At 70.1% G+C, this 21324-nt stretch carries 23 protein-coding genes and 1 pseudogene; 14 read left to right on the top strand and 10 right to left on the bottom strand.

Annotated features, from left to right (window positions below):
* The first annotated feature begins 176 nt into the window (after positions 1–176).
* Positions 177–1091: a hypothetical protein gene (locus ABTY04_RS15515; RefSeq protein ID WP_502996642.1), complete on the top strand. Its 915-nt coding sequence runs from the start codon at positions 177–179 to the stop codon at positions 1089–1091.
* Between the two features lie 121 nt (positions 1092–1212).
* A complete protein-coding gene (locus tag ABTY04_RS15510) occupies positions 1213–1701 on the top strand; it encodes a glutathione peroxidase (RefSeq protein WP_352213884.1) in 489 nt (162 codons plus the stop codon).
* A gap of 51 nt (positions 1702–1752) precedes the next feature.
* On the opposite strand, the gene ABTY04_RS15505 is transcribed toward ABTY04_RS15510, so the two are convergent.
* On the bottom strand, positions 1753–3477 hold the full coding sequence (locus ABTY04_RS15505) for an AMP-binding protein (RefSeq protein ID WP_352213883.1): 1725 nt from the start codon (positions 3475–3477) through the stop codon (positions 1753–1755).
* A gap of 45 nt (positions 3478–3522) precedes the next feature.
* Entirely contained in the window at positions 3523–4632 is a 1110-nt protein-coding gene (locus tag ABTY04_RS15500; RefSeq protein ID WP_352213882.1) for a winged helix DNA-binding domain-containing protein, read from the bottom strand.
* A gap of 138 nt (positions 4633–4770) precedes the next feature.
* Here ABTY04_RS15500 and ABTY04_RS15495 point away from each other — a divergent pair, with 138 nt between their 5' ends.
* The 3 genes from ABTY04_RS15495 to ABTY04_RS15485 all read left to right on the top strand — a co-directional run bounded on the left by ABTY04_RS15495 (position 4771) and on the right by ABTY04_RS15485 (position 7229).
* Entirely contained in the window at positions 4771–5934 is a 1164-nt protein-coding gene (locus ABTY04_RS15495) for a magnesium and cobalt transport protein CorA (RefSeq protein WP_352213881.1), read from the top strand.
* Between the two features lie 399 nt (positions 5935–6333).
* Entirely contained in the window at positions 6334–6546 is a 213-nt protein-coding gene (locus ABTY04_RS15490; protein WP_352213880.1) for a hypothetical protein, read from the top strand.
* A gap of 53 nt (positions 6547–6599) precedes the next feature.
* Positions 6600–7229, top strand: a complete 630-nt coding sequence (locus tag ABTY04_RS15485) for a restriction endonuclease (RefSeq protein WP_352213942.1) — start codon at positions 6600–6602, stop codon at positions 7227–7229.
* Positions 7230–7290: 61 nt separating this feature from the next.
* Here the strand turns inward: ABTY04_RS15485 and ABTY04_RS15480 are convergent, their stop codons facing one another.
* The 3 genes from ABTY04_RS15480 to ABTY04_RS15470 all read right to left on the bottom strand — a co-directional run bounded on the left by ABTY04_RS15480 (position 7291) and on the right by ABTY04_RS15470 (position 9308).
* Positions 7291–8538, bottom strand: coding sequence for a tyrosine-type recombinase/integrase (locus ABTY04_RS15480; RefSeq protein WP_352213879.1), 1248 nt, complete (start codon positions 8536–8538; stop codon positions 7291–7293).
* 48 nt (positions 8539–8586) lie between these two features.
* Positions 8587–8904 carry a helix-turn-helix transcriptional regulator gene (locus ABTY04_RS15475; protein WP_352213878.1) on the bottom strand — a complete coding sequence of 106 codons (318 nt, stop codon included), beginning with the start codon at positions 8902–8904 and terminating at the stop codon, positions 8587–8589.
* 119 nt (positions 8905–9023) lie between these two features.
* A complete protein-coding gene (locus tag ABTY04_RS15470) occupies positions 9024–9308 on the bottom strand; it encodes a helix-turn-helix domain-containing protein (RefSeq protein ID WP_352213877.1) in 285 nt (94 codons plus the stop codon).
* A 252-nt stretch (positions 9309–9560) separates the two neighbouring features.
* Between ABTY04_RS15470 and ABTY04_RS15465 the strand changes: the two genes are divergently transcribed.
* The 4 genes from ABTY04_RS15465 to ABTY04_RS41160 all read left to right on the top strand — a co-directional run bounded on the left by ABTY04_RS15465 (position 9561) and on the right by ABTY04_RS41160 (position 12825).
* Positions 9561–10454, top strand: a complete 894-nt coding sequence (locus ABTY04_RS15465; protein ID WP_352213941.1) for a hypothetical protein — start codon at positions 9561–9563, stop codon at positions 10452–10454.
* A gap of 71 nt (positions 10455–10525) precedes the next feature.
* Complete coding sequence (locus ABTY04_RS15460) at positions 10526–11149, top strand: ATP-binding protein (RefSeq protein ID WP_352213940.1); 624 nt, start codon at positions 10526–10528, stop codon at positions 11147–11149.
* A 29-nt stretch (positions 11150–11178) separates the two neighbouring features.
* Complete coding sequence (locus ABTY04_RS15455; protein ID WP_352213876.1) at positions 11179–12057, top strand: DUF2637 domain-containing protein; 879 nt, start codon at positions 11179–11181, stop codon at positions 12055–12057.
* Between the two features lie 225 nt (positions 12058–12282).
* Complete coding sequence (locus ABTY04_RS41160) at positions 12283–12825, top strand: MobC family plasmid mobilization relaxosome protein (protein WP_502996641.1); 543 nt, start codon at positions 12283–12285, stop codon at positions 12823–12825.
* A gap of 70 nt (positions 12826–12895) precedes the next feature.
* On the opposite strand, the gene ABTY04_RS15445 is transcribed toward ABTY04_RS41160, so the two are convergent.
* From ABTY04_RS15445 to ABTY04_RS15425, 5 genes and pseudogenes are all read right to left on the bottom strand, one after another.
* Positions 12896–13309, bottom strand: coding sequence for an NUDIX hydrolase (locus ABTY04_RS15445; protein WP_352213874.1), 414 nt, complete (start codon positions 13307–13309; stop codon positions 12896–12898).
* Between the two features lie 54 nt (positions 13310–13363).
* On the bottom strand, positions 13364–13918 hold the full coding sequence (locus ABTY04_RS15440) for a flavoprotein (RefSeq protein ID WP_352213873.1): 555 nt from the start codon (positions 13916–13918) through the stop codon (positions 13364–13366).
* Positions 13915–14171: pseudogene (locus tag ABTY04_RS15435) on the bottom strand (helix-turn-helix domain-containing protein); the annotation flags it as partial. The gene ABTY04_RS15440 and the pseudogene ABTY04_RS15435, both read right to left, overlap by 4 nt.
* Positions 14172–14379: 208 nt before the next feature.
* Positions 14380–15222 (bottom strand): NAD(P)-dependent oxidoreductase, encoded by an 843-nt coding sequence (locus ABTY04_RS15430; RefSeq protein WP_352213872.1) that lies wholly within the window; start codon positions 15220–15222, stop codon positions 14380–14382.
* A complete protein-coding gene (locus ABTY04_RS15425) occupies positions 15219–16586 on the bottom strand; it encodes an NsdA family TPR-like regulatory protein (protein ID WP_352213871.1) in 1368 nt (455 codons plus the stop codon). Before ABTY04_RS15425 ends, ABTY04_RS15430 begins: the two co-directional genes overlap by 4 nt.
* 265 nt (positions 16587–16851) lie before the next feature.
* On the opposite strand from ABTY04_RS15425, the gene ABTY04_RS15420 reads away from it, so the two are divergent.
* The 5 genes from ABTY04_RS15420 to ABTY04_RS15400 all read left to right on the top strand — a co-directional run bounded on the left by ABTY04_RS15420 (position 16852) and on the right by ABTY04_RS15400 (position 21321).
* The gene (locus ABTY04_RS15420) at positions 16852–17448 is read left to right on the top strand and encodes an ATP-binding protein (protein ID WP_352213870.1); all 597 of its coding nucleotides are present in this window, start codon (positions 16852–16854) and stop codon (positions 17446–17448) included.
* Between the two features lie 152 nt (positions 17449–17600).
* Positions 17601–18035 carry an NUDIX hydrolase gene (locus ABTY04_RS15415; RefSeq protein ID WP_030845654.1) on the top strand — a complete coding sequence of 145 codons (435 nt, stop codon included), beginning with the start codon at positions 17601–17603 and terminating at the stop codon, positions 18033–18035.
* Positions 18036–18074: 39 nt separating this feature from the next.
* Positions 18075–19961 carry a radical SAM/SPASM domain-containing protein gene (locus ABTY04_RS15410; RefSeq protein WP_352213869.1) on the top strand — a complete coding sequence of 629 codons (1887 nt, stop codon included), beginning with the start codon at positions 18075–18077 and terminating at the stop codon, positions 19959–19961.
* Entirely contained in the window at positions 19958–20590 is a 633-nt protein-coding gene (locus ABTY04_RS15405) for a hypothetical protein (protein WP_352213868.1), read from the top strand. Before ABTY04_RS15410 ends, ABTY04_RS15405 begins: the two co-directional genes overlap by 4 nt.
* Positions 20587–21321, top strand: a complete 735-nt coding sequence (locus ABTY04_RS15400; protein WP_352213867.1) for a hypothetical protein — start codon at positions 20587–20589, stop codon at positions 21319–21321. The genes ABTY04_RS15405 and ABTY04_RS15400 overlap by 4 nt, the downstream gene beginning before the upstream one ends.
* Positions 21322–21324 lie beyond the last annotated feature (3 nt).

The raw sequence follows: 21324 nt of genomic DNA, 5'->3' as shown, positions 1-21324 counted from the left end.
TCTGCTATACGGAACAAGCTAAGCGGCCAGTCCTCGCACGTCAAGGAGCTTCCACACCCCGGAACACACCAAAAGCCGCGTCTCACGCAAGCGACTTGTACGAACGACCGGGACGCGGCGGAATATCAGCGGAAAATCGAGGGCACGCCCGCCCCATCGGTGGCAGGTGGTGGAGCATGGACCCACGCACAGCGACGGAGGGGCGACGACTCATGGCGGAAGCGGTACCGGTGCGCTGCCCGGCGTGCCTGCGCGAGAACGGCTACGCCGCCCCGGTCTTCCCCTGCGCCTGCGGAAGCCCGGTCACCCCGCCGCTGGACCTGGCGGCGCCGCCCCTGCCGCTGACGCACCGCACCTGGTCCGAGAGCTGGGTGGCGGTGCGCTGCGCGGCCTGCGGGCGGGTGAGCGAGTGGCCGCACCCGGAGCTGGGCTGCGCCTCGTGCGGGACGGTGGTACAGATCGCGGTGCACCCGGTGGACCCCGAGCCGGGATGCGGCGTACGGGGCGGTCTGCCTCCGCATCCCGGCGTACGGGGACGGCCGGGGGCGGCGGATCCCCGGCCTCCGGGCACGCGGAACCCCGGTGGGGCGGCGGGCGCGGACGCCTTGGACGGCCGGCCCGGTGCGGACAGTGCGGCGGGTTCGGACGGGGCTGACGGGGCGGCCGGACCGGCCCTCGTACAGCCTTCGGCGCCGCCGGTGCCGCGGCCCCCGTTCCGCCCGGTGACCATCCGCACCGCCCGGGACGCGGTGGCCACGGCCGCGCTGTACCTGCGGTGGCTCGGCTTCCAGGACGTCCGGCAGCCCGACGCGCGGCCCATCCCCTCGGCGGCCGTGGACCTGCGGGCCCCCGGGCTGGTGGCGCAGGTGGACCCGACCACCGCGCCGGCAGGACTGCGGGCCGTGGAATGCGTCTGGCTGAACGGGCTCACGGCCTCCGCGACCAGCGTCTACTTCGCGCTCGCCGGATACACGCAGGAAGCCCGCTCCCGGGCGGACGACCTCGGCATACCGCTGTTCGTCATGGACCTCACCGGCATGCCGCAGCCGGTCAACGACCCGGCCGACGCGCTGATGGGCACCGGGGCGTAGGGCGCTCCCCGGGAGCCGGGGCGGCCCGGGCGATCACGCCCCGGGGCAGGACGTAGGCTCGGCACACCCATCCGCATCCGTTGGTGCCGCCTGTCCGACCCGTCCCCGCGAGGAGAGCCCGATGAGCCTGTACGACATCCCGCTGACCACCCTGTCCGATGAGCCCACCAGCCTGGCGGCCCACAAGGGCAAGGCGATCCTGCTGGTGAACACCGCCTCGCAGTGCGGTCTCACCCCGCAGTACTCGGGACTGGCCCGGCTGCAGTTCGCGTACGAGGAGAAGGGCTTCACCGTCATCGGCGTGCCCTGCAACCAGTTCGGCGAGCAGGAGCCCGGCAACGCCGAGGACATCCAGACCTTCTGCGCGGCCGGCTTCGGCGTGACCTTCCCGATGCTGGAGAAGACCGAGGTCAACGGGGAAAACCGGCACCCGCTGTACCGGGAGCTGGTGAAGACCCCGGACGCCGACGGCGAGGCGGGCGATATCCAGTGGAACTTCGAGAAGTTCCTGATCTCGCCCGCCGGTGAGGTCGTGGCCCGCTTCCGCCCCCGTGTCGAGCCCGAGTCCGACGAGGTCGTCGCCGCGATCGAGGCGCAGCTGCCGGCCTGAGGCCCGGCTCCGCCACGGCGGAGCCGGGCCCCGGCTCCGCCGTACCGCCGCTCAGCCGAGCTCGGCCTCGTCGTACTCCGCCCCCGAGCCGGCCGCGGTGAGCTCCCGCAGCTCCACCCGGCGGATCTTGCCGGACACGGTCTTCGGCAGCTCCGCGAACTCGATGCGGCGAATCCGCTTGTACGGGGACAGCACCGCGCGGGAGTGCGCGAACAGCGCCCGGGCGGTCTCCGGCCCGGGTTCCCAGCCGGCGGCGAGCGCGATGTACGCCTTCGGCACGGCGAGGCGCAGCGGGTCGGGGGCCGGGACCACGGCGGCCTCGGCTACGGCCTCGTGTTCCAGCAGGGCGCTCTCCAGCTCGAACGGGCTGATCTTGTAGTCGGAGGCCTTGAAGACGTCGTCGGAGCGCCCGACGTACGTGAGGTACCCGGCCTCGTCGCGCGAGGCGATGTCGCCGGTGCGGTAGAGCCCGTCCGCCATGGCCTCCGCGGTGCGCTCCGGGTCGTCCCGGTAGCCGGTCATCACCCCGGCGGGCCGGGGGCGCAGGTCCACGCAGAGCTCGCCCTCGTCGGGGGACTCCTTGCCGGTGACGGGGTCGAGGAGGACGATCTCGTACCCGGGCGCCGGGCGCCCCATCGAGCCGGGCTTGACGGGGACGCCGGGGAAGTTGCCGATCTGGAGGGTGGTCTCGGTCTGGCCGAAGCCGTCGCGGATGGTGACGCCCCAGGCCTCGCGGACCTTCTCGATGACCTCGGGGTTGAGCGGCTCGCCCGCGGCGACGGCCTCGCGCGGAGGGGTGCGGAGCGTGGTGAGGTCGGACTGGATCAGCATCCGCCACACGGTGGGCGGGGCACAGAAGGTGGTCACGCCGTGCCGGTCCATCTCCGCCATCAGCCGCTCGGCGTCGAAGCGGGTGTAGTTGTACACGAAGACGGTGGCGCCGGCGTTCCACGGGGCGAAGAGGTTGGACCAGGCGTGCTTGGCCCAGCCGGGCGAGGCGATGTTCAGGTGCACGTCGCCGGGGCGCAGCCCGAGCCAGTACATGGTGGAGAGGTGCCCGATCGGGTACGAGGCGTGCGTGTGCTCGACGAGCTTGGGGCGGGCGGTGGTCCCCGAGGTGAAGTACAGCATCAGCGGGTCGGTGGCCAGGGTCTCGCCGTCCGGCCGGAAATCGCCGTCGGCCGCGTACATGTCCTCCAGGCGCCGCCATCCGGCGGGTACGTCCGGCCCGGCGGCGATCCGGGTGTACGTGCCGGGGACCCCGTCGAACTTGCCGGTGTCCTCGGCGCGCACGATGACGTGGCGTACGTGACCGCGCTCGATGCGGTCGCGCAGGTCCGCCGCGCCGAGCAGCGGGGTGGCGGGGATGACGACGGCGCGCAGCTTCATCGCGCCGAGCATGACCTCCCACAGCTCGCGCTGGTTCCCGAGCATGACCAGGACCCGGTCGCCGGCCGCGACACCCTGCTCGCGCAGCCAGTTGGCGGCGGCGTCCGACCGTACGGCCAGCTCCCCGAAGGAGACGGACCGGCTGGTGCCGTCCTCCTCGACGATGCGCAGCGCGTCGGCGCCGTTGCCTGCGGCGATGTGGTCGAACCAGTCCAGGGCCCAGTTGAAACGCTCGGGCCGGGGCCAGGTGAATCCGGCGTGGGCGGCTTCGTAGTCCCCGCGGCGTTCGAGCAGGAAGTCGCGAGCGGCCAGGAACGCGGCGGTGGCGCCGCTGTCGGTGAAGCCGTGCTCGGAGTGTTCTGCGTTCTCGGCGGTGTTGTGCGTCATGGGAGGCATCGTGCCGTGCCGGGCGTACGGCCCACCAGAGCGGCGTCAGCCGCGGATTGACCCGAAGCGCACGGAGCCGCCGCGGCCGTCCGGGTCCGCCATCTCCGCGACCAGCCGCTCCCTCTCGGCAACGATGTCGTCCTTCTGCTCCTTCGAGGCGTTCCCGAAGAGCTCGACGGTGAGCCGCCCGGCGTCCAGCCGCCACAGCCCGGCGACGAAACCGTCCACGAGGAGGGTGCGGTGGGCCTGGTTCCCGGCCCAGGTGCGCCCCTTGATCTCGGGGGCGATCACCCGGGTGCGGTCGGCGTGGGAGAGCAGCAGGTTGTCGAACTCCGGGAGGAAGCGGGGCGGGGCCGGAGTGCCGGCGTCGGGGCGGGGCGCGTCGGGCAGGTCGAACAGCTCGACGCCGTTCTCGTCGCGGAAGACGGCCAGCTGCGGGCGCAGCCGCTCGAAGGCCTCCCGCAGCCGGGTCAGGCCGGCCCAGATCTGCATGTCCTTGACGGAGGCGGGCCCGAAGGCGCCGAGGTAGCGCAGGACGACGTCGTCGACGGCAGGCACGGCCGTATCCGCAGGCGTGCCGAGCCACTGCTGAAGCGTGGTGAGCCGTACCGCTCCGCTGCGTCCCCACACCCCGCGCGGTGTGACCTGGACGAGCGGGAGCCGGCACCGCGCGGCGACGGACAGGGCCTGCGGATCGGCGTCCGGCCACTGCCCGAGCAGCTCCGCGCGGATCTCGCCCATCGTGCGGGGCTCGGCCTCGACGAACACCCGGGCGAGCTCGCCGAGCCGCTCCAGGTCCACTCCGGCCAGGCCCTTGCGGAAGTTGTTGACCTCCCGGTCCCGGGCGCCCTGGACCAGCGGCCGCAGGATCAGCGCGTCGTGCGCGGTGTGGGTGTGGATGGTGGACCGCATGGTGACCATCCGGACGACCCGGCGGGACTCCATCAGCTCCGCGAGCTCGGCGGGCCGGAAGCCGGCGAGCCGGGCGTGCAGCTGGAAGTAGGGCGGCTTCACGTTCTGCGCCTGGAGTCCGAGCAGGTGCGCGACGGCGTCCTGTGCGGACATCGCGGCGCGGCTCAGGAGCAGCTGGCGGGCGAGCGTGGCACGGTTCAGTGAACGGGTATCGAGTACGGGATGCGTCGTCCTGGAGGCCATGACAGCAAGCTATCCCTGATTGCGGACACCTCCTGTCCGCAACCCTTCCTCGCTATATCCTGCCTATTGCCCGAATACAACGCGAAACCACACACAACCCCACACGAAAACAGACTTTCGACCGGGAGCAGACCTGCGATGCCGGAGCGCCCAGACCGCCGCCCCTCGCCGTCCGCGAAGCGCACTGGATGGCGCCGCCCCACGCCCCCGCCCGCCACGCCCCCCGCCTCCCCGCCGGCCGGCCCGGAGCCCGCACCGGAGCCCGCCACTCCCCCGAACCACCGCAGCGTGATCGACTCCGCCGTCTACCGCGACGGCCGGCGCATCGCCTCCCCCACGACCCTCGCGGAGACCTTCCGCCTGCTGCGCGACCAGCCCGAAGGCATGGCCTGGATCGGCCTGCATCGCCCCACCGAGCCCGAACTCCACTCCTTGGCCGGCGAGTTCAACCTCCACGAGCTCGCTGTCGAGGACGCCCTGGAGGCCCACCAGCGCCCCAAGCTGGAGCGCTACGGCGAAACCCTCTTCGTCGTCCTGCGCGCGGCGCGCTACCTCGACGCCCCGGAGGAGGTCGAGTTCGGCGAGCTGCACATCTTCGTCGGCCCGGACTTCCTGATCACGGTCCGCCACGGCGCGGCCCCCGACCTCTCCGCGGTGCGCCGCCGCATGGAGGCGACCCCGGAACTCCTCTCCCTCGGCCCCGAGGCCGCCCTGTACGCGATCCTCGACGCGGTGGTGGACGGCTACGCCCCGGTCGTCGCGGGCGTCCAGAACGACATCGACGAGATCGAGACGGAGGTCTTCCGCGGCGACCCGGAGGTCTCCCGCCGCATCTACGAACTCTCCCGCGAGATGGTCGAGTTCCAGCGCGCCACCCGCCCCCTGGTCGGCATGCTCCACGGCCTGATGGCCGGCTTCGCGAAGTACGGCACGGACGAGGAACTCCAGCGCTACCTCCGTGACGTGGCCGACCACGTCACCCACACCAGCGAACGCGTCGACGGCTTCCGCCAGGCGCTGACCGAAATCCTGACGGTCAACGCCACCCTGGTCTCCCAACAACAGAACGCCGAAATGCGCGCCTTGGCCGAAGCCGGCTTCGAACAGAACGAAGAGATCAAGAAGATCTCCTCGTGGGCCGCAATCTTGTTTGCACCCACACTCGTGGGAACCATCTACGGCATGAACTTCGAGACGATGCCGGAACTACATTGGGCAGCGGGCTACCCCTTCGCAATCCTGCTGATGGCGGTGGTCTGCACGAGCCTGTACGTCATCTTCAAGAAGCGCGACTGGCTTTAACGACCCACCTCGCATACCTGATCGACTTAGCGGAAGCGAACAGTGAATCAAAGCCTCAGAGGCCCCGTGGGGAGAACCTGGGGAGAATGCGTGGCAGAGGGTCGACCACCCTCAGCGCCGCCGCCTCAACGGGGGCGGCGCCCGGCGCAGTCGCCGCCTGCCGCGCTCCGCAGGAACTGGCCATTCGGTCCGCCCTGCATTTCCGCTACGTGACACACAGCCGGAAAGCCTAGGCGCAGGCCAGCGGGCCATGCGGTCAGCCGGCGAATCGTGAAGGCATGGCCGACTTGCGCCCTTGTCGCCCACACGATCATGACGGCGTATCAGGTTCTGTCAGTGGCCGCAGCTACAACCGATCTGGAGGTCCGCATGGCGCGGACCGATGGGGAGGGAATCAGCATGCCGAAGGTTCCGGACGGATACGTGCGCGTACGAAGCCACCTCCGCCGCAAGCCGGGTCCGAAGTCCGCCAAGGGACTGAGCGTCTGGGCCGTGGCCGGCCTGTGCGCGGTGGTGTGGCTCTGGGGCCAGGTCTTCGGGTTCGGCGACAGCAGCACCGAACAGCAGCCTGCGCCGAAGCCCGCCGTCTCCGCACCAGCGGCCGGGCAGTGACGGCCAGGCGGCGCCGAAGGATCCGATGGCAACCGCGCAGTACCGCAGACCTACTGGGTGCGGCAGCCGTTGCCCTCGCGCTCACGGTCGCCCTGGCACAGGCCGCATCGCGCCTCCTGACGAGGGCCGCCGCAGCCTGGCCAGTGCTCGTCCTGATCGGTCTCGCTCTCGCCGGCGGCTTCGCCTGCCTCCGGGTACGGGGCTCCCGCCGACATCGCGCGGACAGCGAGAGGCTGGCCCGTCTGCGCATCACCATGTCCGAGCTGGACGCGATGGACGATCAGCAGTTCGAGTACGCGCTGCGCGACCTCCTCGTCCGCGACGGCTGGGCGGCCAGGAGGGTGGGCGGGGGCGGGGACCAGGCCGCGGACGTGATCGGCGTCCGGATACCCCTCGGGCGGATCGTGGTGCAGGCGAAGCACACCCGCGTCGGCGGCAAGGTCGGCTCGTCGGTGATGTACCAGGTGAACGGAACGGCGGGTCCCGCACACAGGGCGGACCACGCGGTCGTCGTCACCAACGGCGCGTTCACCCGCGACGCCATGGCCTGGGGCGACCGTCACGGGGTGCGGTGGGTCGACCGCGACCGACTGAACCGCTGGGCCCACGAGGGCAAGGCGCTGCACGAGCTCCTCGGCCTGCCCGCAAGGCGCGCCCGCCTGCCTTGGCGTCGCGCAGCATGAGACGCAGCGCCTGACCCACTAACGAGAACGGGTGGCACAGCATGTGCTGTGCCACCCGTTCTCAGGCAAGGGCAAGGTCGTCTGGGACGTACTGAGGGGCCACTCCGAGCAGCGCATCGACTGCCGCACGGCCCTTGCCGCCGGCCTCGGGCATGAAGTGGGCGTAGTGGTCGAGGGTGATGGTCGGGCTGGAGTGGCCGAGCCACCGGGCGAGGGTGACCACGGACTCGCCCGCCTCGAGGATCACGGAGGCGTATGTGTGCCGGAGGACGTGGAAGCCGTCCTTGCGGGATGCCTTCCAGCGCTGGCCCTTCTCCCGCACGGGGATCACTCCGGCCTTCGCGAGGGCGGGCTTCCACACCTCGTCGTTGAAGATGTTGGCGCGGATCGCGTTGCCGTAGGTCGTGGCAAGGACCAGCGGGAAGGAGCGCTTCTCCCGATCGGCTTCGGGGCCACCCCAGGGCAGCTCGACCTCAACAGCCGGATGCTGCAGGAAGTGTGTGCGCAGCTCGGCGGCCACCGAAGGCGGCATGTCGACGACGCGGGTCTTCCCGCCCTTGGGAAGGGTGAAGTACAGGCGGCCGTACAGGAGCTGGACCTGTCGGCGGACGCGGATGAGACCTCGCTCGAAGTCGACGTCCGCCGACGACAGCCCGAAGACCTCTCCCTGGCGCAGCCCACACCCGAGGGCGACGACGACGGCGATCCGGTAGCGCTGGTTGATGTCGTCCCGTACCCGCTGCGCTGTCTCCAACAGCCACGCCTCCCGTTGGTCCTCGGGAGCCTTGGGCCAGCGCACTGACTTGGCGCGCATCGGGTTGCGGACCAGACGCTTGTCGTCGATCGCCGTCTCGAAGACGTTCGAGAGGGTGGTGAGGATCTGCCGGGCGTAGCGCGGTGCGCACTCGCCTTCGAGCGTGGCGATGTAGCCGCGCAGGACGGACGCGGAGACGTCCCGCAGTGCCACCTCGCCGATGTGCGGAAGGACGTGGAGGCGCACGCGCTCGTCAACCCGCTTGACCGTGCCCGGTGCGCCCCGCACTCCCGTCTGCCAGTGGCGCGTGACGTAGTCGGCGAGGGTGATGGAGCCGTCGCGCGGGTCGACGAACTCGCCCCGCTCACTGTCGGTGCCGGCCCTGCGGAGCCACGCCTTGGCGTCCTCCAGGGTGTCGAACGACATGCCCCGGACACCCGGGATCCCCGCGACCCGGTAGCGACTCCCCTTTCCGTACCGGGCGGTGCGCTCGCGCTTGCCGGTGACGGGGTCCTTCTTCTTGTTGATCCAGCGGTCTTCGATGTAGCCGGCCAAGCGTTTCCTTGCAGCTAGTAGGGGTTCGGGATGGATGGCCGGAAGCCGTCAGCCGGTGGCCGGGTAGGCGGCGCGGCGCTGTGGTGCGGTGCTCACGGGGTTAAGGGCGGGGTTGGAGCGGGAGTCCGCTCGCTCCTGCTCGCGTATCCAGGCGTCGAGCGCATCGACCCGGTACGTCACCCGCCCGCGGGCACCCATCCGGAAACTGGGCGGCCCCTGCCGCCGGTGACGCCAGACGTAAAGAGTCTTGGGCGAAATGCCGAGATACGCGGCCGTTTCCTGGACCCCGAGAAATGCACGGCCGACGGTGGAACGGTGGCGAAGTTCGGGGGCACTGACAAAGGAAAACGGATCGACGACGGACAAGCGAAATTCCTTACGCGGGGGACGGGAACGCACATCACTGGCCACATACAGGCGCAGCAACCTCCAGGGACCACCAATGGTGCGGAGAATCCCCGGTTTCGGAAACCGGGGATCGTCGGCTATATTCCGCCCACCCTCAGCGTCTCGGGGCGACTCGAAGGAGCAGCAAGAAGTGCGTGCGGCGGCGCTCCGAGGGCTGCCGCGATGGCGACGAGGTCGTCGATGTCGCAACGCCGGACCGTGCGTTCGATGCGGGAGAGCGCGGTGAAGGTCATGGGGCGACCGAGTGTGGTGACCCGGGCGGCGAGCTGGCGCTGGGAGTAGCCACGGGCCACACGGGTGCGTTGGATGGCGTGGGCGGCGGCGCGTCCGGCGGGTCCGATTTCGAGAGGGCGTGGCGGCATTGGTGTGTTGTAGCTTGCCCGCCGGAGGTTCGGGAAGGCATTCCCCGTCTGCTGTGAGCGATCCCATGCCGACGGCGAATATCGCGGGCGATTTCGCCGACCGGCGTTTCGGGTTTACGGTCGTGCGACCGGAAAACCTTTCACGGCCGCTTGAGCCAAGTCTGGACTTCTGGACTCGGGGTGTGGCTGTGTTGTCCACGCACCCCGGCCCCGCCGGTTCCCTGCCCCGATTTCGAAAGGCGGTCGATCTCCATCGCCCGTATCCGCACCATCAAGCCCGAGGCCTTCGCCTCCGAGTCCCTGGCGGCCGTGTCCCTGAGCGCCGAGCGGACCTTCTTCGGCCTGCTCACCCAAGCCGACGACAAGGGCCGCATCCGCGACCAGGCCGCCGTCATCGCCGGGCAGCTGTGGTCGCTACGTCGCGAACACGGCCCGGTGGAGGTCGAGGAGGATCTGACGCAGCTCGACGCGGCCGGCCTGATCTGCCGCTACGAGGGCGAGGACGGAAGGCAGTACCTGCACGTCGTCGCCTTCGCCCTCCACCAGAAGATCAACCGCCCCAGCATCAGCAGGATCCCGTCCTGCCCGCACCACGACCTCGGCGTGCCGCGTGAGCCCTCACTGCCGGTACACGGAGCCGTCACGGAGGCCTCCAGGACGGGTCAGGCAGCAGACAGGGAGCCTGCCGTGAGCCGAGAATTTGCAGGTCAAGGGCCGTTCAGCGAACCCTCACAGCCGGTTGGGGAAGGGCTCACGGAGCCTGACGTGAGCCCTCAGCGTCCGGATCTAGGACCTAGGAACAGGGAACTAGGAACTACCCCGTTGGGGGGCGCGAGCGCCCCCGCGCCCCAGACCGTCTCGGCGAAGGACCTCATCACCGAGTACACCGCGGCCTGCGAACACCGTCCGCCCACGAGCGTGCTCGGGCAGCTCGGACGAGAAGCCGCCAAGCTCCTCGCCGAGGGCATCGACCCCGCCCACGTACGAGCCGGTCTGGACCGCCAGCGGACCAAGGGCCTTCACCCGAAGACCCTGGCCAGTGTCGTGCACGAGGTCATGAACGCGGGGGTGCCCACGACCGCCGTCACCCACCGTCCCTGGACCAACCCCACCGACGTCGCCGCTGCCTACGGGGGTGCGCTCTGACCGCCACCACCCTGCCCCAGCCCTCCGGTCAGGCCGTCCGGGCCGTGGCGGGCATCCTGGCCCGCCGGGGCATGGACCCCGTCATCGGCTCGGAGGAACCGGAGCCCACGCCCGAGCCTGTCAGCGCACTGGAACTGGCCGACGCCCGGATCCCTCCGCGATACCGGCACGCCCGCGCCGATCACCCCCAAGTCACGGCCTGGGTGGACGAGATCGCGTGTGCCGGGCGCCCCGGCCCGAGCGGGACGCGGGGCATAGCGGAAGGCCCCTCGCTCCTCATCGCCGGTCCCACGGGTACCGGCAAGACCCACCAGGCCTACGGGGCCGTCCGCGCCCTGCTGGCTGCCGGCGTCCGCCTGCGCTGGGAGGCGGTCACAGCCGCCGATCTGTACGCCCGCCTGAGGCCCCGCCCCGGCCTCGACGCGGAACGTGAGCTGCACACCCTGGCCCGTTGCCCGCTGCTGCTCCTGGACGACCTCGGCGCCGCCAAGGGCAGCGAGTGGACGGAGGAGCTGACCTACCGGCTGATCAACCACCGGTACGAGTACCTGCGCCCCACCCTGCTCACGACCAACCTTCCCATCCCCCAGCTCCGCACCGCCCTCGGCGACCGCGTCGCTTCCCGCCTCTCCGAGATGACGCACCGGGTCATCCTCGACGGCGCCGACCGCCGCCGCACCTCCCCTGCCGCTTGAACGCGCCCACCCTTTGGAGAACCACCCGCTTGACCACCACCTCCCACCGCCCGCAGACAGCCGAGCGGTATGCCCTAGCCGTCGCCGGATGCGTCATCGTCGCCCTCACCACCGCGGGTTTCTGGCTCTCCTACGCCCACCTCGCCGAAGTCGCTGGGCAGCACGGCCTCAGCGCTTCTCCAGCCCGCCAGTGGGCGTGGCCGGCAACGCTCGATGCCTTCATCGTCGCCGGGGAAGTACTCATGCTCCGCGCCAGCCTCCGCCGGGAAACCGACGGGTGGGCAATCGCCCTCACCGCTGCCGGATCACTGGGCTCGATCGCCCTGAACGTCGCCGGCGTCAGCAGGACCGACGGCGCCCCGACCCCGGCCCTCGACTACGTCGTCGCAGCCGTGCCTCCAGCAGCCGCGCTCTTCGCCTTCGCCCTCCTCATGCGGCAGATTCACCGCCACGTCGCCTCCCGCGACTCCCGCAACAGTCGCCGCCCGGCAGGGGAACCCTCAGCGCATCCAGCGGACCTGGACCGTCCCCGCGCGCACCCCGCCACAGCGCAGCTCCCATATCCAGAAGGGTCCGTGGACCCTCACAGTTCTCCACGCAAGGGTGACCGCTCCACTCCGGCTGACGCCCTGCAAGATGCGTCAGGCGATGTGGCGGAAGAGACCGATCAAGTGGCGGAAGCCGACGTCCCGCCGAAGAAGCGCACCGGTCGCAAGCCCGCCGCCACGGACGACGAACTCCGCGCCATCGCCCGCACCGCCCCGCTCGGACGCAACGGACGCGCGTCAAGCCGCCACATCGAGACGGTTGTCCGCGCACGCGGCCTCTCCATCGGCAAGGACCGCCGGGACAAGATCACCCGGCAGGTCCAGGCCGAACTCGACGGCGGTAGAGCGGACGCCGCGTAAGCCCACGTCCGAAGTCACGCTGCTCACGCACGCATCCGTCGCGGGGCGAGCTGGCATTCGTACGCCCTATCCCCACAGCACCGAAGCGTTCCAGCCCGACCACCAGGAGGCCCGCTCTTGCACGACGACCCCACAGCCACGAGTCCCCACGACCACCAGCAGGCGGCCCCTACCCAAGCCCGAGACGGAGCAAGTTATCCCTTTGGACACTCCACCGTCGGCGGAGTGTCCAAAGGGCTCACCGCCCCAGGGGGACGGAGCCTCGTCCGGCGCCGGGGGACGCCTGACGAGGAGGCTGCGACCGCGGGACGGACGCAGCCGGGGAATGAGCAACAGCCTGCGTGCGAAGCCACGTACACCTCCGCTGCCCCTCCAGCGCCCCGCACACGACGCCGTCACCACAAGCACCCCCAGCGCTCCAAAGTGTGCAGCGTCCGCGTGAACGACGACGAGCACGCGCTCGTCGTGACCGCCGCCAAGGCCGTCGGTTGCACCGTCGCCGGCTTCTTCGCCCGAGCGGCCCTCAGCGCAGCCCACGACCCGGGCAACAGCGCCGCAGCCATCGCCGGGCGCCGTGAGACCGTCAGCGAGCTGTTCGCTGCCCGCAGGCAACTCGGTCAGATCGGCAACAACCTGAACCAGCTGACCCGTGCCGTCAATTCAGGCGTCGAGCCGGCCGACGCCCAAATCAACGCCGTACTCGACTCGGTCCGCCGGGCGACAGCCCGAGTCCAGGACGCCACCGACCGGCTCCTCGAAGACAGTTAGGACCTGCCCCACCGCGGTCCTCGAGATCCACCGTCTGGCGTGTTGTCCCAATGCGCGCGATCAGTCCGCCTCAACACTCCAGGACGGCGTCGAGGTGTTCTTGCACCCGCTCGAACAGGCGGTACGGGATGTACTCAGAGATGTCGGCGTGGGCCACCCACGCGAGTTCGGCCAACTCGTCGGTGTCCACGACATGCGCGTGGCCGCCGACTACCTCACAGGCGGTGTACGACATCGAGCGGCCGGTGTCAGGGTGAATCCGCTCCCCGAGCAGCTTCAGCGCCTCCACGGCGATGCCGGTCTCCTCCAGGGTCTCGCGTACGGCGGCCTCCTCCCGGGCTTCGCCCGGCTCGACCGCACCGGCGGGGAACTGCCAGGAGAGCCGCCCCTCGCTGACCCGACGCCGCACGATCAGCACGCAGCCTTCGTGCACCACGACGGCCGCTGCGATGGCCGCTCGAGCCTCAGCGTTCCGCTGCTCCACGTTGCTCCTCCAGGTCGGGTGGGCCGGCTTCCCCGAGGGGCGATGCCGACACGTTCACTGCGGCTCTGCCCCAGCACGGAGGAGCGGCGCGAGCAGATCGACCGCTTCCTCCCAAGGGAAGCGATCGGCCCCACCACTGGACTTCGGACGGTGGGGCTCGTAGCTGCCGATCAGCACGCCCATCTCCCGGAGCTCGTCGATGCTGCGCCGGTAGGCCCGGTGGGCGGCGAGCGCGGTGTTCACATAGGGCAGCAAGACCGTGGGGACGCCCATGCCGGGGGCTTCACAGAGGATGCCGAGGGCAAGGTTGTCGGCGAAGCCCGCGGCCCACTTGTTGACCGTGTTGAACGTGGCCGGCGCAACCGCGATGGCGTCGGCCCGCGGGTACGTCCGTGCCTCGCCGGGCGAGCGCCAAGCGGACCGGACCGAGTACCCGGTCTGCTCCTCGATCGCCCGGACGTCGAGGAACTCCAGACCCTGCGGGGTGGCGATGACCCCGACCTCCCAACCCCGTTCCTGTGCCGCGGTGATCAGCCTGCCGACGTCGCCGGCGATCCCGGCGGCGCACACGACGACGTACAGGAAGGGCTTGGACTGCGGCTCGGTCACGCGGGTACTCCCAGTCGGCGGCTGAAGTGGTGGAGCTCCGGCAGCGTACGTCGGCGGTCCCGCGCGGCCATGTCGGCGACCAGCTCGCGGACGGCGGGACGGCGTACGTCCTGGGCGGGGCAGGTCTCGGCGATCCGGCAGGGCCTGGTAGCCGTCGGCCAGGCGGCCCTGCTGGGCGTAGGCGCTGCAGCTTCGACCCACAGGGCGCTCGGCTTTCGGGTACCGGGATGTGGCGAAGCGTGAGCGGGCGAGCAACACCGTGCGATCAGTTGCCAGGAACCCTCCCGGCCAGCGATCCTTTGCGATGCTTGCGGCTGCCGCCAAGGCCAGGAAGAACCGCTTGGCAACCGGGCAACCGGAGCCGCACGAGACCACCCCGTTCAACCACATCTTCGGCTTCCTCTTTGCCTCTGGGCAGCAGTCGGCCCACGACCACGCCACTGTTTTGAGACGGCCGCCACTCAGCGAGCAGGTTGTTCCCTCAAATGGGACAAGACCTCTGCGACCGACAGGTCGTAGTGGTCTTTGTCTCCTTCCCAGCGAGCCATGACCGCGACCGCCGCTTCGGCCATATCCACAGGCAACCCGGCGGCGCGGAGCGTTTCGGCGATGTCCTCCATCTCCGGAGCCCAGCGCCAGGCGCGTGCGGCCACGCTGGGCAGGTATCCGGGGTCGGAGAGGATGTTGGACGCCATCGTCTGCGCCTCGGCCGTGAGCTCGTCGCCGACTCCGTGGGCATCGGCGAGCGCGTGGGCCACACCGGCAAGGGTTCGGGCGGCCTTCTGGTAACTGGCGAACGCCATCTTCAGCGCGGAGGCGGAGCCGACGCTGCCGCTCGCGCGGCGGACGTGCAACGCGGTGTCCTTGAACAAGGGCTCCATCGTGTCCACGGCCTGGGCTTCGCCAGCCAGGTAGAGACGAGCAGCCCGTTGGCCGCCGGGCGGCGGACCAAAGATCGCTCCGTCGAGGACCGTGCCGCCGGGTCTGATCTCCTCCGCGATGCGCTGCATGCGCTGAGGGTTGATCGCGTTGGCATCCACGTACACGCCGGCGAAGGCATGGCCGGCGACCGTGGCTGCCACGTCTTCGGCAGCCTGCGGCGGACAGATCGACAGGACGATCTCGCTGCGCTCCAGCGCCTCGGCGAGCGAGTCACAGGCGATGGCGCCAGCTTCCTTCGCGCGCCGGTGGGTCGCCTCGCTTCGGCCTTCCGGCACCCACAGCACCTCGTGGCCTGCGGCGACGGCCTGGGCGGCGACCGCCGCGCCCATGGCGCCGGGGTGCAAGAGGGTCACGGTCGTCACTGGCTGCCTCCTGGCGGGAGCTGAGCGGGCATGCGTTCCTGATGAGCAATGATCACCTCACGGAGGCCGATCGCGGCAGGCGATCCGGCCCCGGGGTACAGCGCGAGCTGACGGCTGAAGTGGCCGATCCGGCGGTCGACGCTCTCTGTGCGGCGTCGGGCACTGACCCCGAGGACCGCGTGGATCTGGGTCGCCGCTCCGTCGATGTCCCCTCGGCCCAGCCGAGCCATCGCCAGGTCCATACGGGCCAGGGACATCTCACCAAGTCTCTGCTGCTCAGGAGGCGCGGACTGGAACAGCTCCACCGCTTCGTCGGCGCGAGCCTCGGCGTCGCTGAGGTGCTGCGTGCCCGCCAGCCACAAGTGCGTGCTGCTGGAGTAGAACAGCTGCTTCTCGACGGGGAAGGCCATCATCCCGCCGGGCAGCTCGTCGCCTTCGACGAGCTGTTCTCGTAGGCGGTCGGCGGCACTGAGGGCCGCCAAGGCATCGCTAGCCCGGTTGAGCTGGCCGAAGGCACGCGCCTTGATGCTCTCCAGCCGGATCTGCGCCGTGCCGGATTCCGGGGTGAACGCGCTTCCCGAGTCGGCGAGGCGTACGGCGTCTACCGGGCGCCCGTCCCAGTACGCGATGAGCGCCTGGAGCCCGCGCACCCAGGAACGCAGTCCGTTGTGGCCCGCGAGCTCGCCGAACAGGAAGGCGGTGCGGGCCTGTGTCTCGGCCGCGTCATAGCGGCCCAGGTCAAAGCTGGCATTCGCCAGTACGCCGCACAGGACACCGGCGCCTACGTAGAGATCAGAGGTGTACCGCGGTGGCTGACGTCCTTCGAGTAGTTCGAAGGCGCGGTCACGCAGGGCACGTACCTCTCGAAACAGGGGCCCGACGGGCCGGTTGGGGTACGTCATGACGAGGCGGCGGATGTCAGCTTCCAGCTGCTCCAGCGTGTGCGGTCCCACGTTGCTGCTCTCTGCCCTGGCCGCGAACTGCGCCGACTCGTTCGCCGCCGCCATGACGAGGTCTTCAAGGCCGTACTCGGATGGATCCACTGCATTGCGGTCGTCAGCCGTCGGGTGGTGCGGTGAGACACCCGGCTTGGACTCCGCGGGCCCGAGGAGTCGGGCGGCCGGGATGCCCGGGAACATGAACTCGAGGACGCGGCGTCCGACGGTCTGCGGGGTTCGGACCTCTCCGTGCGCGTACCGGAAGAACTGCCGCTTCTCGATCGTCGCCGTCGCGATCGAGGGCGGGCCCTCCAGCTCGGCTAACTGCTTGGCCGCCTGCTCGTACCGCCGCTTGAAGACCTGGTAGTCCTGCCAGCCCCGCTGGTTGATCAGGGTCTGGAAGAGGGTCGGTCCTGATGGCTCCACAGCCGCTCCCTCATGCCGGGGTCCTTGTCCGGCATCCACGCTAGACATCAACAGCCGCCGATCGAAGATCTGTTGTCCAGAAATTCCAGGCGGACGGCGAATAGACATCGGTTAGGCACGAAAGGGCCGCGTTCGGCGTTGCTCAGGGCCTCGTTCAGGCAGAAGCCGCCGGGAACACTTCGTCTTCGCCCCGGCAAGACAGCGGCCCAGCAAGGCCGATACTCCGCCGTGGTTACGCAAGCCAGGCAGCTCAGGAGGCCCGCTCATGGCAGCGCACCACCAGCTCGCGTTCACCGTTGCCCACTCGGCAGCCGGCGCCCAGCAGGCGCGACACCGCGTCGTCGCAGGCATTCGTTCCTGGGGCATACGGCTCGACGAGGAGGCACTGGACGGCATCGAGCTGGCGGCCGGCGAACTGATCGCCAACGCCGTGCGCCACACCGCGTCGGGGTCGGTCACGGTGAGCCTCTGCCAGGAGGGGCCGGTGCTCGTGGTCGAGGTGCACGACGCGGCGAGGGTGCTGCCGCAGCCGGAAGCCTTGAGCTGGAGCACCGAGTCTGGGCGCGGTCTGTATCTCGTGTCCGTGCTCGCCGACCGGCACGGTGCTGATCTGACGGCGACGGGCAAGCGCTGCTGGGCGGAGTTCGACCTGCCCAACAGCCCGAGTGGTCAAATGGCGGATCAGGACAGCGGACGCGATCAGCGACTGCCCTCCGGTCGCGCCAGCGAAGTGGCTGATCGCGCGGTGACGAAGGTTCGCACATCGGCAGCCGACTCGTCGTCGCACACCCGGACGAGGGCCAAGCGTCGGACCGCGGTCGCGGCGGCCGGCAGGCCCTGCGCAGGTCATCTGATCGACTGAATAACGCTGATTTGAGAGCAAGTTGGGGGCCTAGACTCATGGGCTTCCCCCGGACTCCGGCCGATCACGGTCGACCGACGGACATGTCGTCCCCGGTCCTCCATTGGGCCGGGTCCACGAATCAGCTCCTGTACCAAGTGGAGGTATTCGCTATGCCCGAGAAGGTCACGAAGGAAAAGGTCCTCGTCTACGTCGTGCGCGACGGGCGCCTTCTGGTGTTCCGCCACACCGACTACTCCTACGAGGAGGTCGGCATCCAGGTCCCTGCGGGGAGCATCCGCCCCGGTGAGACCCCGGAGGCCGCCGCTCTGCGCGAGGCCCGCGAGGAGACCGGCCTGTCGGACTTCAAGATCGTCCGCAAGCTCGGCGAGGCCGAGTACGACATCAGCCCGTACCGGTTCGAAATCCAGCACCGGCACGTCTTCCACCTGGAGCTGACCGAGCCGACCCCGGAGCGGTGGATGAGCCAGGAGGACCACGACGGCGAGCAGGAGCCGACTCACTTCGAGTGCTTCTGGATCCCGCTGGAGGCCGCGCACATTCTCCAGTCCGGCCAGGGCGCCCTGCTGGGGCGTTTGTCCGACTAGCCAGTCATCCGGTCAGGGCAGCATAGGAGGGGGCAGCCGATGAACCTCAGCACAGAACAGCGCCACACGATCGACGGGCTCTACCGGGGCCTGGACGCCGATGACACCGGCACCGCGGTGTCGGTCATCGTCAAGACGCGCGGCGAGACGTGCGACATCGACTGCCTCTACTGCTACGAGAAGCGCAAGGAGGCCCCTGGGGGTGCCCGGGTCAGCGCCGACCAGATCAGGCGCCTGGCCGACATCTTCAAGGGCCGCAAGCTCGCCGTCGAGCTCCACGGCGGCGAGCCCCTGACGGCGGGGCGGGAGCACATCGGCGAGATCCTCTCGGAACTGGCCGGGATGCCGCAGGTCGTCCGCGTCAGCCTGCAGACCAACGGCGTCCTCCTCGACGCCGACTGGCTCGACATGTTCGACACCCTCTGCCCGGACCTCCGGATCGGCATCTCCCTCGACGGGGACGCCCAGGGCAACGCCTGGCGTGTCGGCTACGACGGCAAGCCCGTGTATCCGCGCGTCGCCGCCGCCCTGAAACTGCTCGCAGAGCGGGGCCGGAGCGTCGGTGTGATCGCCGCGGTCACCCCGGCGGTGCTGGACCGCGCCGAAGATGTGCTGGACCACCTCGCCGGCTTCGGTTCGGTCAACGCGATCAGCTTCGTACCCTGCTTCGACTCCACGATCCGCCGCTCCACGGCCCTGCCGAGCAGACGCAAGTCGGCCAGCCGGCTGCTTCAGCAGGCTGCCGTGAACGCAGCCGATGGCCCGGCCTGGGCGATCCATCCCGACGAGTACGCCCAGTTCGTCCTTGCCGCCACCTCTCACTGGATCACGGCCGGATACTTCGCCCGCATCAAGCTCGAACCAGCCGTCTCCACGATCCGGCGATTACGGGGTCTGACGACAGGCTTCTGCCACTTCTCCGACCTCAAGTGCGATCACGTCTTCACCCTCTACCCCGATGGCCGCCTCGGGAGCTGCGACGAACTTCCCTGGCCCCAGGCCCGCCTCACCCAGCTGGAGTCCACGGCCGACGAGCACGAGGTGGTCCGCGCCCAGCAGGACTCCCTCCTCCTGGATCAGGGCAAAGCCCTGATGGACAAGTGCACGACCTGCGACTACCGCACCACCTGCGGCGGAGGGTGCATCGCCACCCGCTGGCGCCAGGACCCGGCCGGTGATCACGACGCGTACTGCGACTACCGCATGCGGATGATCGACGGCGTCGCCGCGCTGCTGGCCCAGCCCGCGCAGCCCGTCGGTGCTTGGTGCCAGAGCTTGCGCTGGCGCCCGCGCACCCCGAACAGCATGCGCGACGTGAACACCTTCCTGACCAGCTGGGACACTCCCGACCTCGTCGGCAGCGAAGTCAGGCTGCACACCAGTGAGCACGGCAACATCAACACCGTGGGCCTCGCGGGCATCCAAGAGGCCGACGACCTGACCCCTGCCCACCCGATGTGGCGGGCGGCCATCGAACCCAGGGCCTGGCCCTTGGTCGACACGGTCACCCGAGCCTGGGGGCTCGTCACGTACGACAGCTGCCAGGGCCACCAGTACACCGGCGCGGACCTGGCTCCCACGGGGCTGCGCATCGGGCTCCTCCCACGCGACCGCCAGGAGTACGCCCGTACTGCCGCGGCCCTGTGCCGGGCCGCGGCCTTGGCGAGCGCCCTCCTCCCCGAAGGCGTCGAGGTCAACGTCGGCCGCTCAGAGCTCACGTGCGAGAACACGGGCACCACCACCCCGGTCCTCGACCTGAGCCTGGATCCAGGCTCAGGTCACGGGTGGGACGGATACTTCGCCCGCCTGAACGAGGCCGCCGCTGTGTTGGCCGCAGCCCTCGACGCCGAACGTCCCAAGGCCGAATCCGCTTGCGCCTGCCCGCTGCCGGTGTTGCCGCAAGCCCCCGAGGGCGTGCTGCGGTGAAGCCCGGCGACACGGTCACCATTCACCAGCTCCTGGGACGCATCGCCTACTTCCACACCCTGTTCATCGAACCCGCTCTCGTCGCCAGCGAGCAGCCCGGAGCGGGCGAGCCTTGCTGCAACCACAAGGACACCGAGGGATTCGGGCAGCCAGAGGTCGGTGCCGTGCTGGCCAGTACCGCTTGGGCGGTCCTCGACGAAATCGCGACCACCGTCGGCGAGCACCTCCTCCTCTGCCCGGACTCCGATCGCCGGTGCTGCGCGGTCTGCCGCGTCGCAGCCTCCGGCGCCGCCATCGCCCAGGCATGGACGGTCACCGAGCACCGGGCGTACGGCCTGCCGCTGCCCGCGGACCCCCTCGTGCGGGCCTGCCGCACCACGGCCGCAACTCGTGTCGCGCTCGTCTTCACCCAGCAGCACGGGGCCTCGTGCGGTGGCCTGGCCCAGGCCGAGGCACCTGACGCTGGCCTAATGCCCGACAGCAGGGACTTGCCGTTGACCGGAGAGCTCCTCGCGCTGTGGCAGGACCCGCTGGCCGCCACCCGCAGCCCGGTCGTCAGCTGGCTCAACCACTGCACGGACCTGAACGACATCCATCGCGTGCTCCAGCAAGGGGGAACCACGAAGTGATCCACATTGCCGAGACCGTCGGCGTCGGAAGCATCGAGAACTTCCTCAGCCACACCGAGAGGGGGCACCTCGCCGACCTGATGGCCGACGTCCTGACCGGCGGCGGCACCAGCCGCTTCGGGGACGAGCGCCGTACCTCCATCCACGAGATCCCCGGCCACAGCCCCGAAGAGGCCATGGCCGTCTACGAGCCGATCGGACGCATCGAGATCCCCTCGATCCCCGAGGCCGCCGACAAGCTCCTGAGCGACGCCTTCGAACGCGCCCGCCCGGCGCTGTCCCGCGTCATGCCCTCAGTCACCCACTGCCGCCCGTGGACGTACGTCGAGTACGGCGTGGGCCAGCACATCACCAGCCACCTCGACGGCATCGCCCCTGACCCGCTCGCCTGGCCCCGCCAGATCGCCGGCATCAGCGTCGTGATCACCCAGGCCGATGCCGGGGGCGACTTCTACGTGGAGACCGCCTCCAGCGAACGCCTGTGGAACGGCAAGGCCCCCGACGCCGACTCGAACGGCTACGCGGAGGGCATGTGGCTGACCCACGACGGAGCCGACAACTCCGCGGCCTGGTTCCAGCACATGCCCCGAACCCGCTGGAGCGTCGCCCCGGCGCCCGGTACGGCCCTGCTGTACGGCTCCCAGCTCGCGCATGGAACCCTGCCGGTCACCTCGGGCCGGGTCGCCAAGTTCATCAGCTGGCTCATCGCCGAGCCCATCACGGTGGGGTGAGCG

Source organism: Streptomyces sp. NPDC097981, from assembly GCF_040302565.1.
Taxonomy (GTDB): domain Bacteria; phylum Actinomycetota; class Actinomycetes; order Streptomycetales; family Streptomycetaceae; genus Streptomyces.
The sequence above is the reverse complement of the archived record's forward strand: the minus strand, read 5'-3'. Positions and strand labels throughout refer to the sequence as shown.

Bases quoted from the DNA above. Each gene is read 5' to 3' on its own strand.
- ABTY04_RS15490 (WP_352213880.1), top strand. From the start codon at position 6,334: ATGCCGAAGGTTCCGGACGGATACGTGCGCGTACGAAGCCACCTCCGC.
- ABTY04_RS15415 (WP_030845654.1), top strand. From the start codon at position 17,601: ATGCCCGAGAAGGTCACGAAGGAAAAGGTCCTCGTCTACGTCGTGCGC.
- ABTY04_RS15410 (WP_352213869.1), top strand. From the start codon at position 18,075: ATGAACCTCAGCACAGAACAGCGCCACACGATCGACGGGCTCTACCGG.
- ABTY04_RS15460 (WP_352213940.1), top strand. From the start codon at position 10,526: ATGGACCCCGTCATCGGCTCGGAGGAACCGGAGCCCACGCCCGAGCCT.
- ABTY04_RS15505 (WP_352213883.1), bottom strand. From the start codon at position 3,477: ATGACGCACAACACCGCCGAGAACGCAGAACACTCCGAGCACGGCTTC.
- ABTY04_RS15420 (WP_352213870.1), top strand. From the start codon at position 16,852: ATGGCAGCGCACCACCAGCTCGCGTTCACCGTTGCCCACTCGGCAGCC.
- ABTY04_RS15515 (WP_502996642.1), top strand. From the start codon at position 177: ATGGACCCACGCACAGCGACGGAGGGGCGACGACTCATGGCGGAAGCG.
- ABTY04_RS15510 (WP_352213884.1), top strand. From the start codon at position 1,213: ATGAGCCTGTACGACATCCCGCTGACCACCCTGTCCGATGAGCCCACC.
- ABTY04_RS15470 (WP_352213877.1), bottom strand. From the start codon at position 9,308: ATGCCGCCACGCCCTCTCGAAATCGGACCCGCCGGACGCGCCGCCGCC.
- ABTY04_RS15500 (WP_352213882.1), bottom strand. From the start codon at position 4,632: ATGGCCTCCAGGACGACGCATCCCGTACTCGATACCCGTTCACTGAAC.
- ABTY04_RS15495 (WP_352213881.1), top strand. From the start codon at position 4,771: ATGCCGGAGCGCCCAGACCGCCGCCCCTCGCCGTCCGCGAAGCGCACT.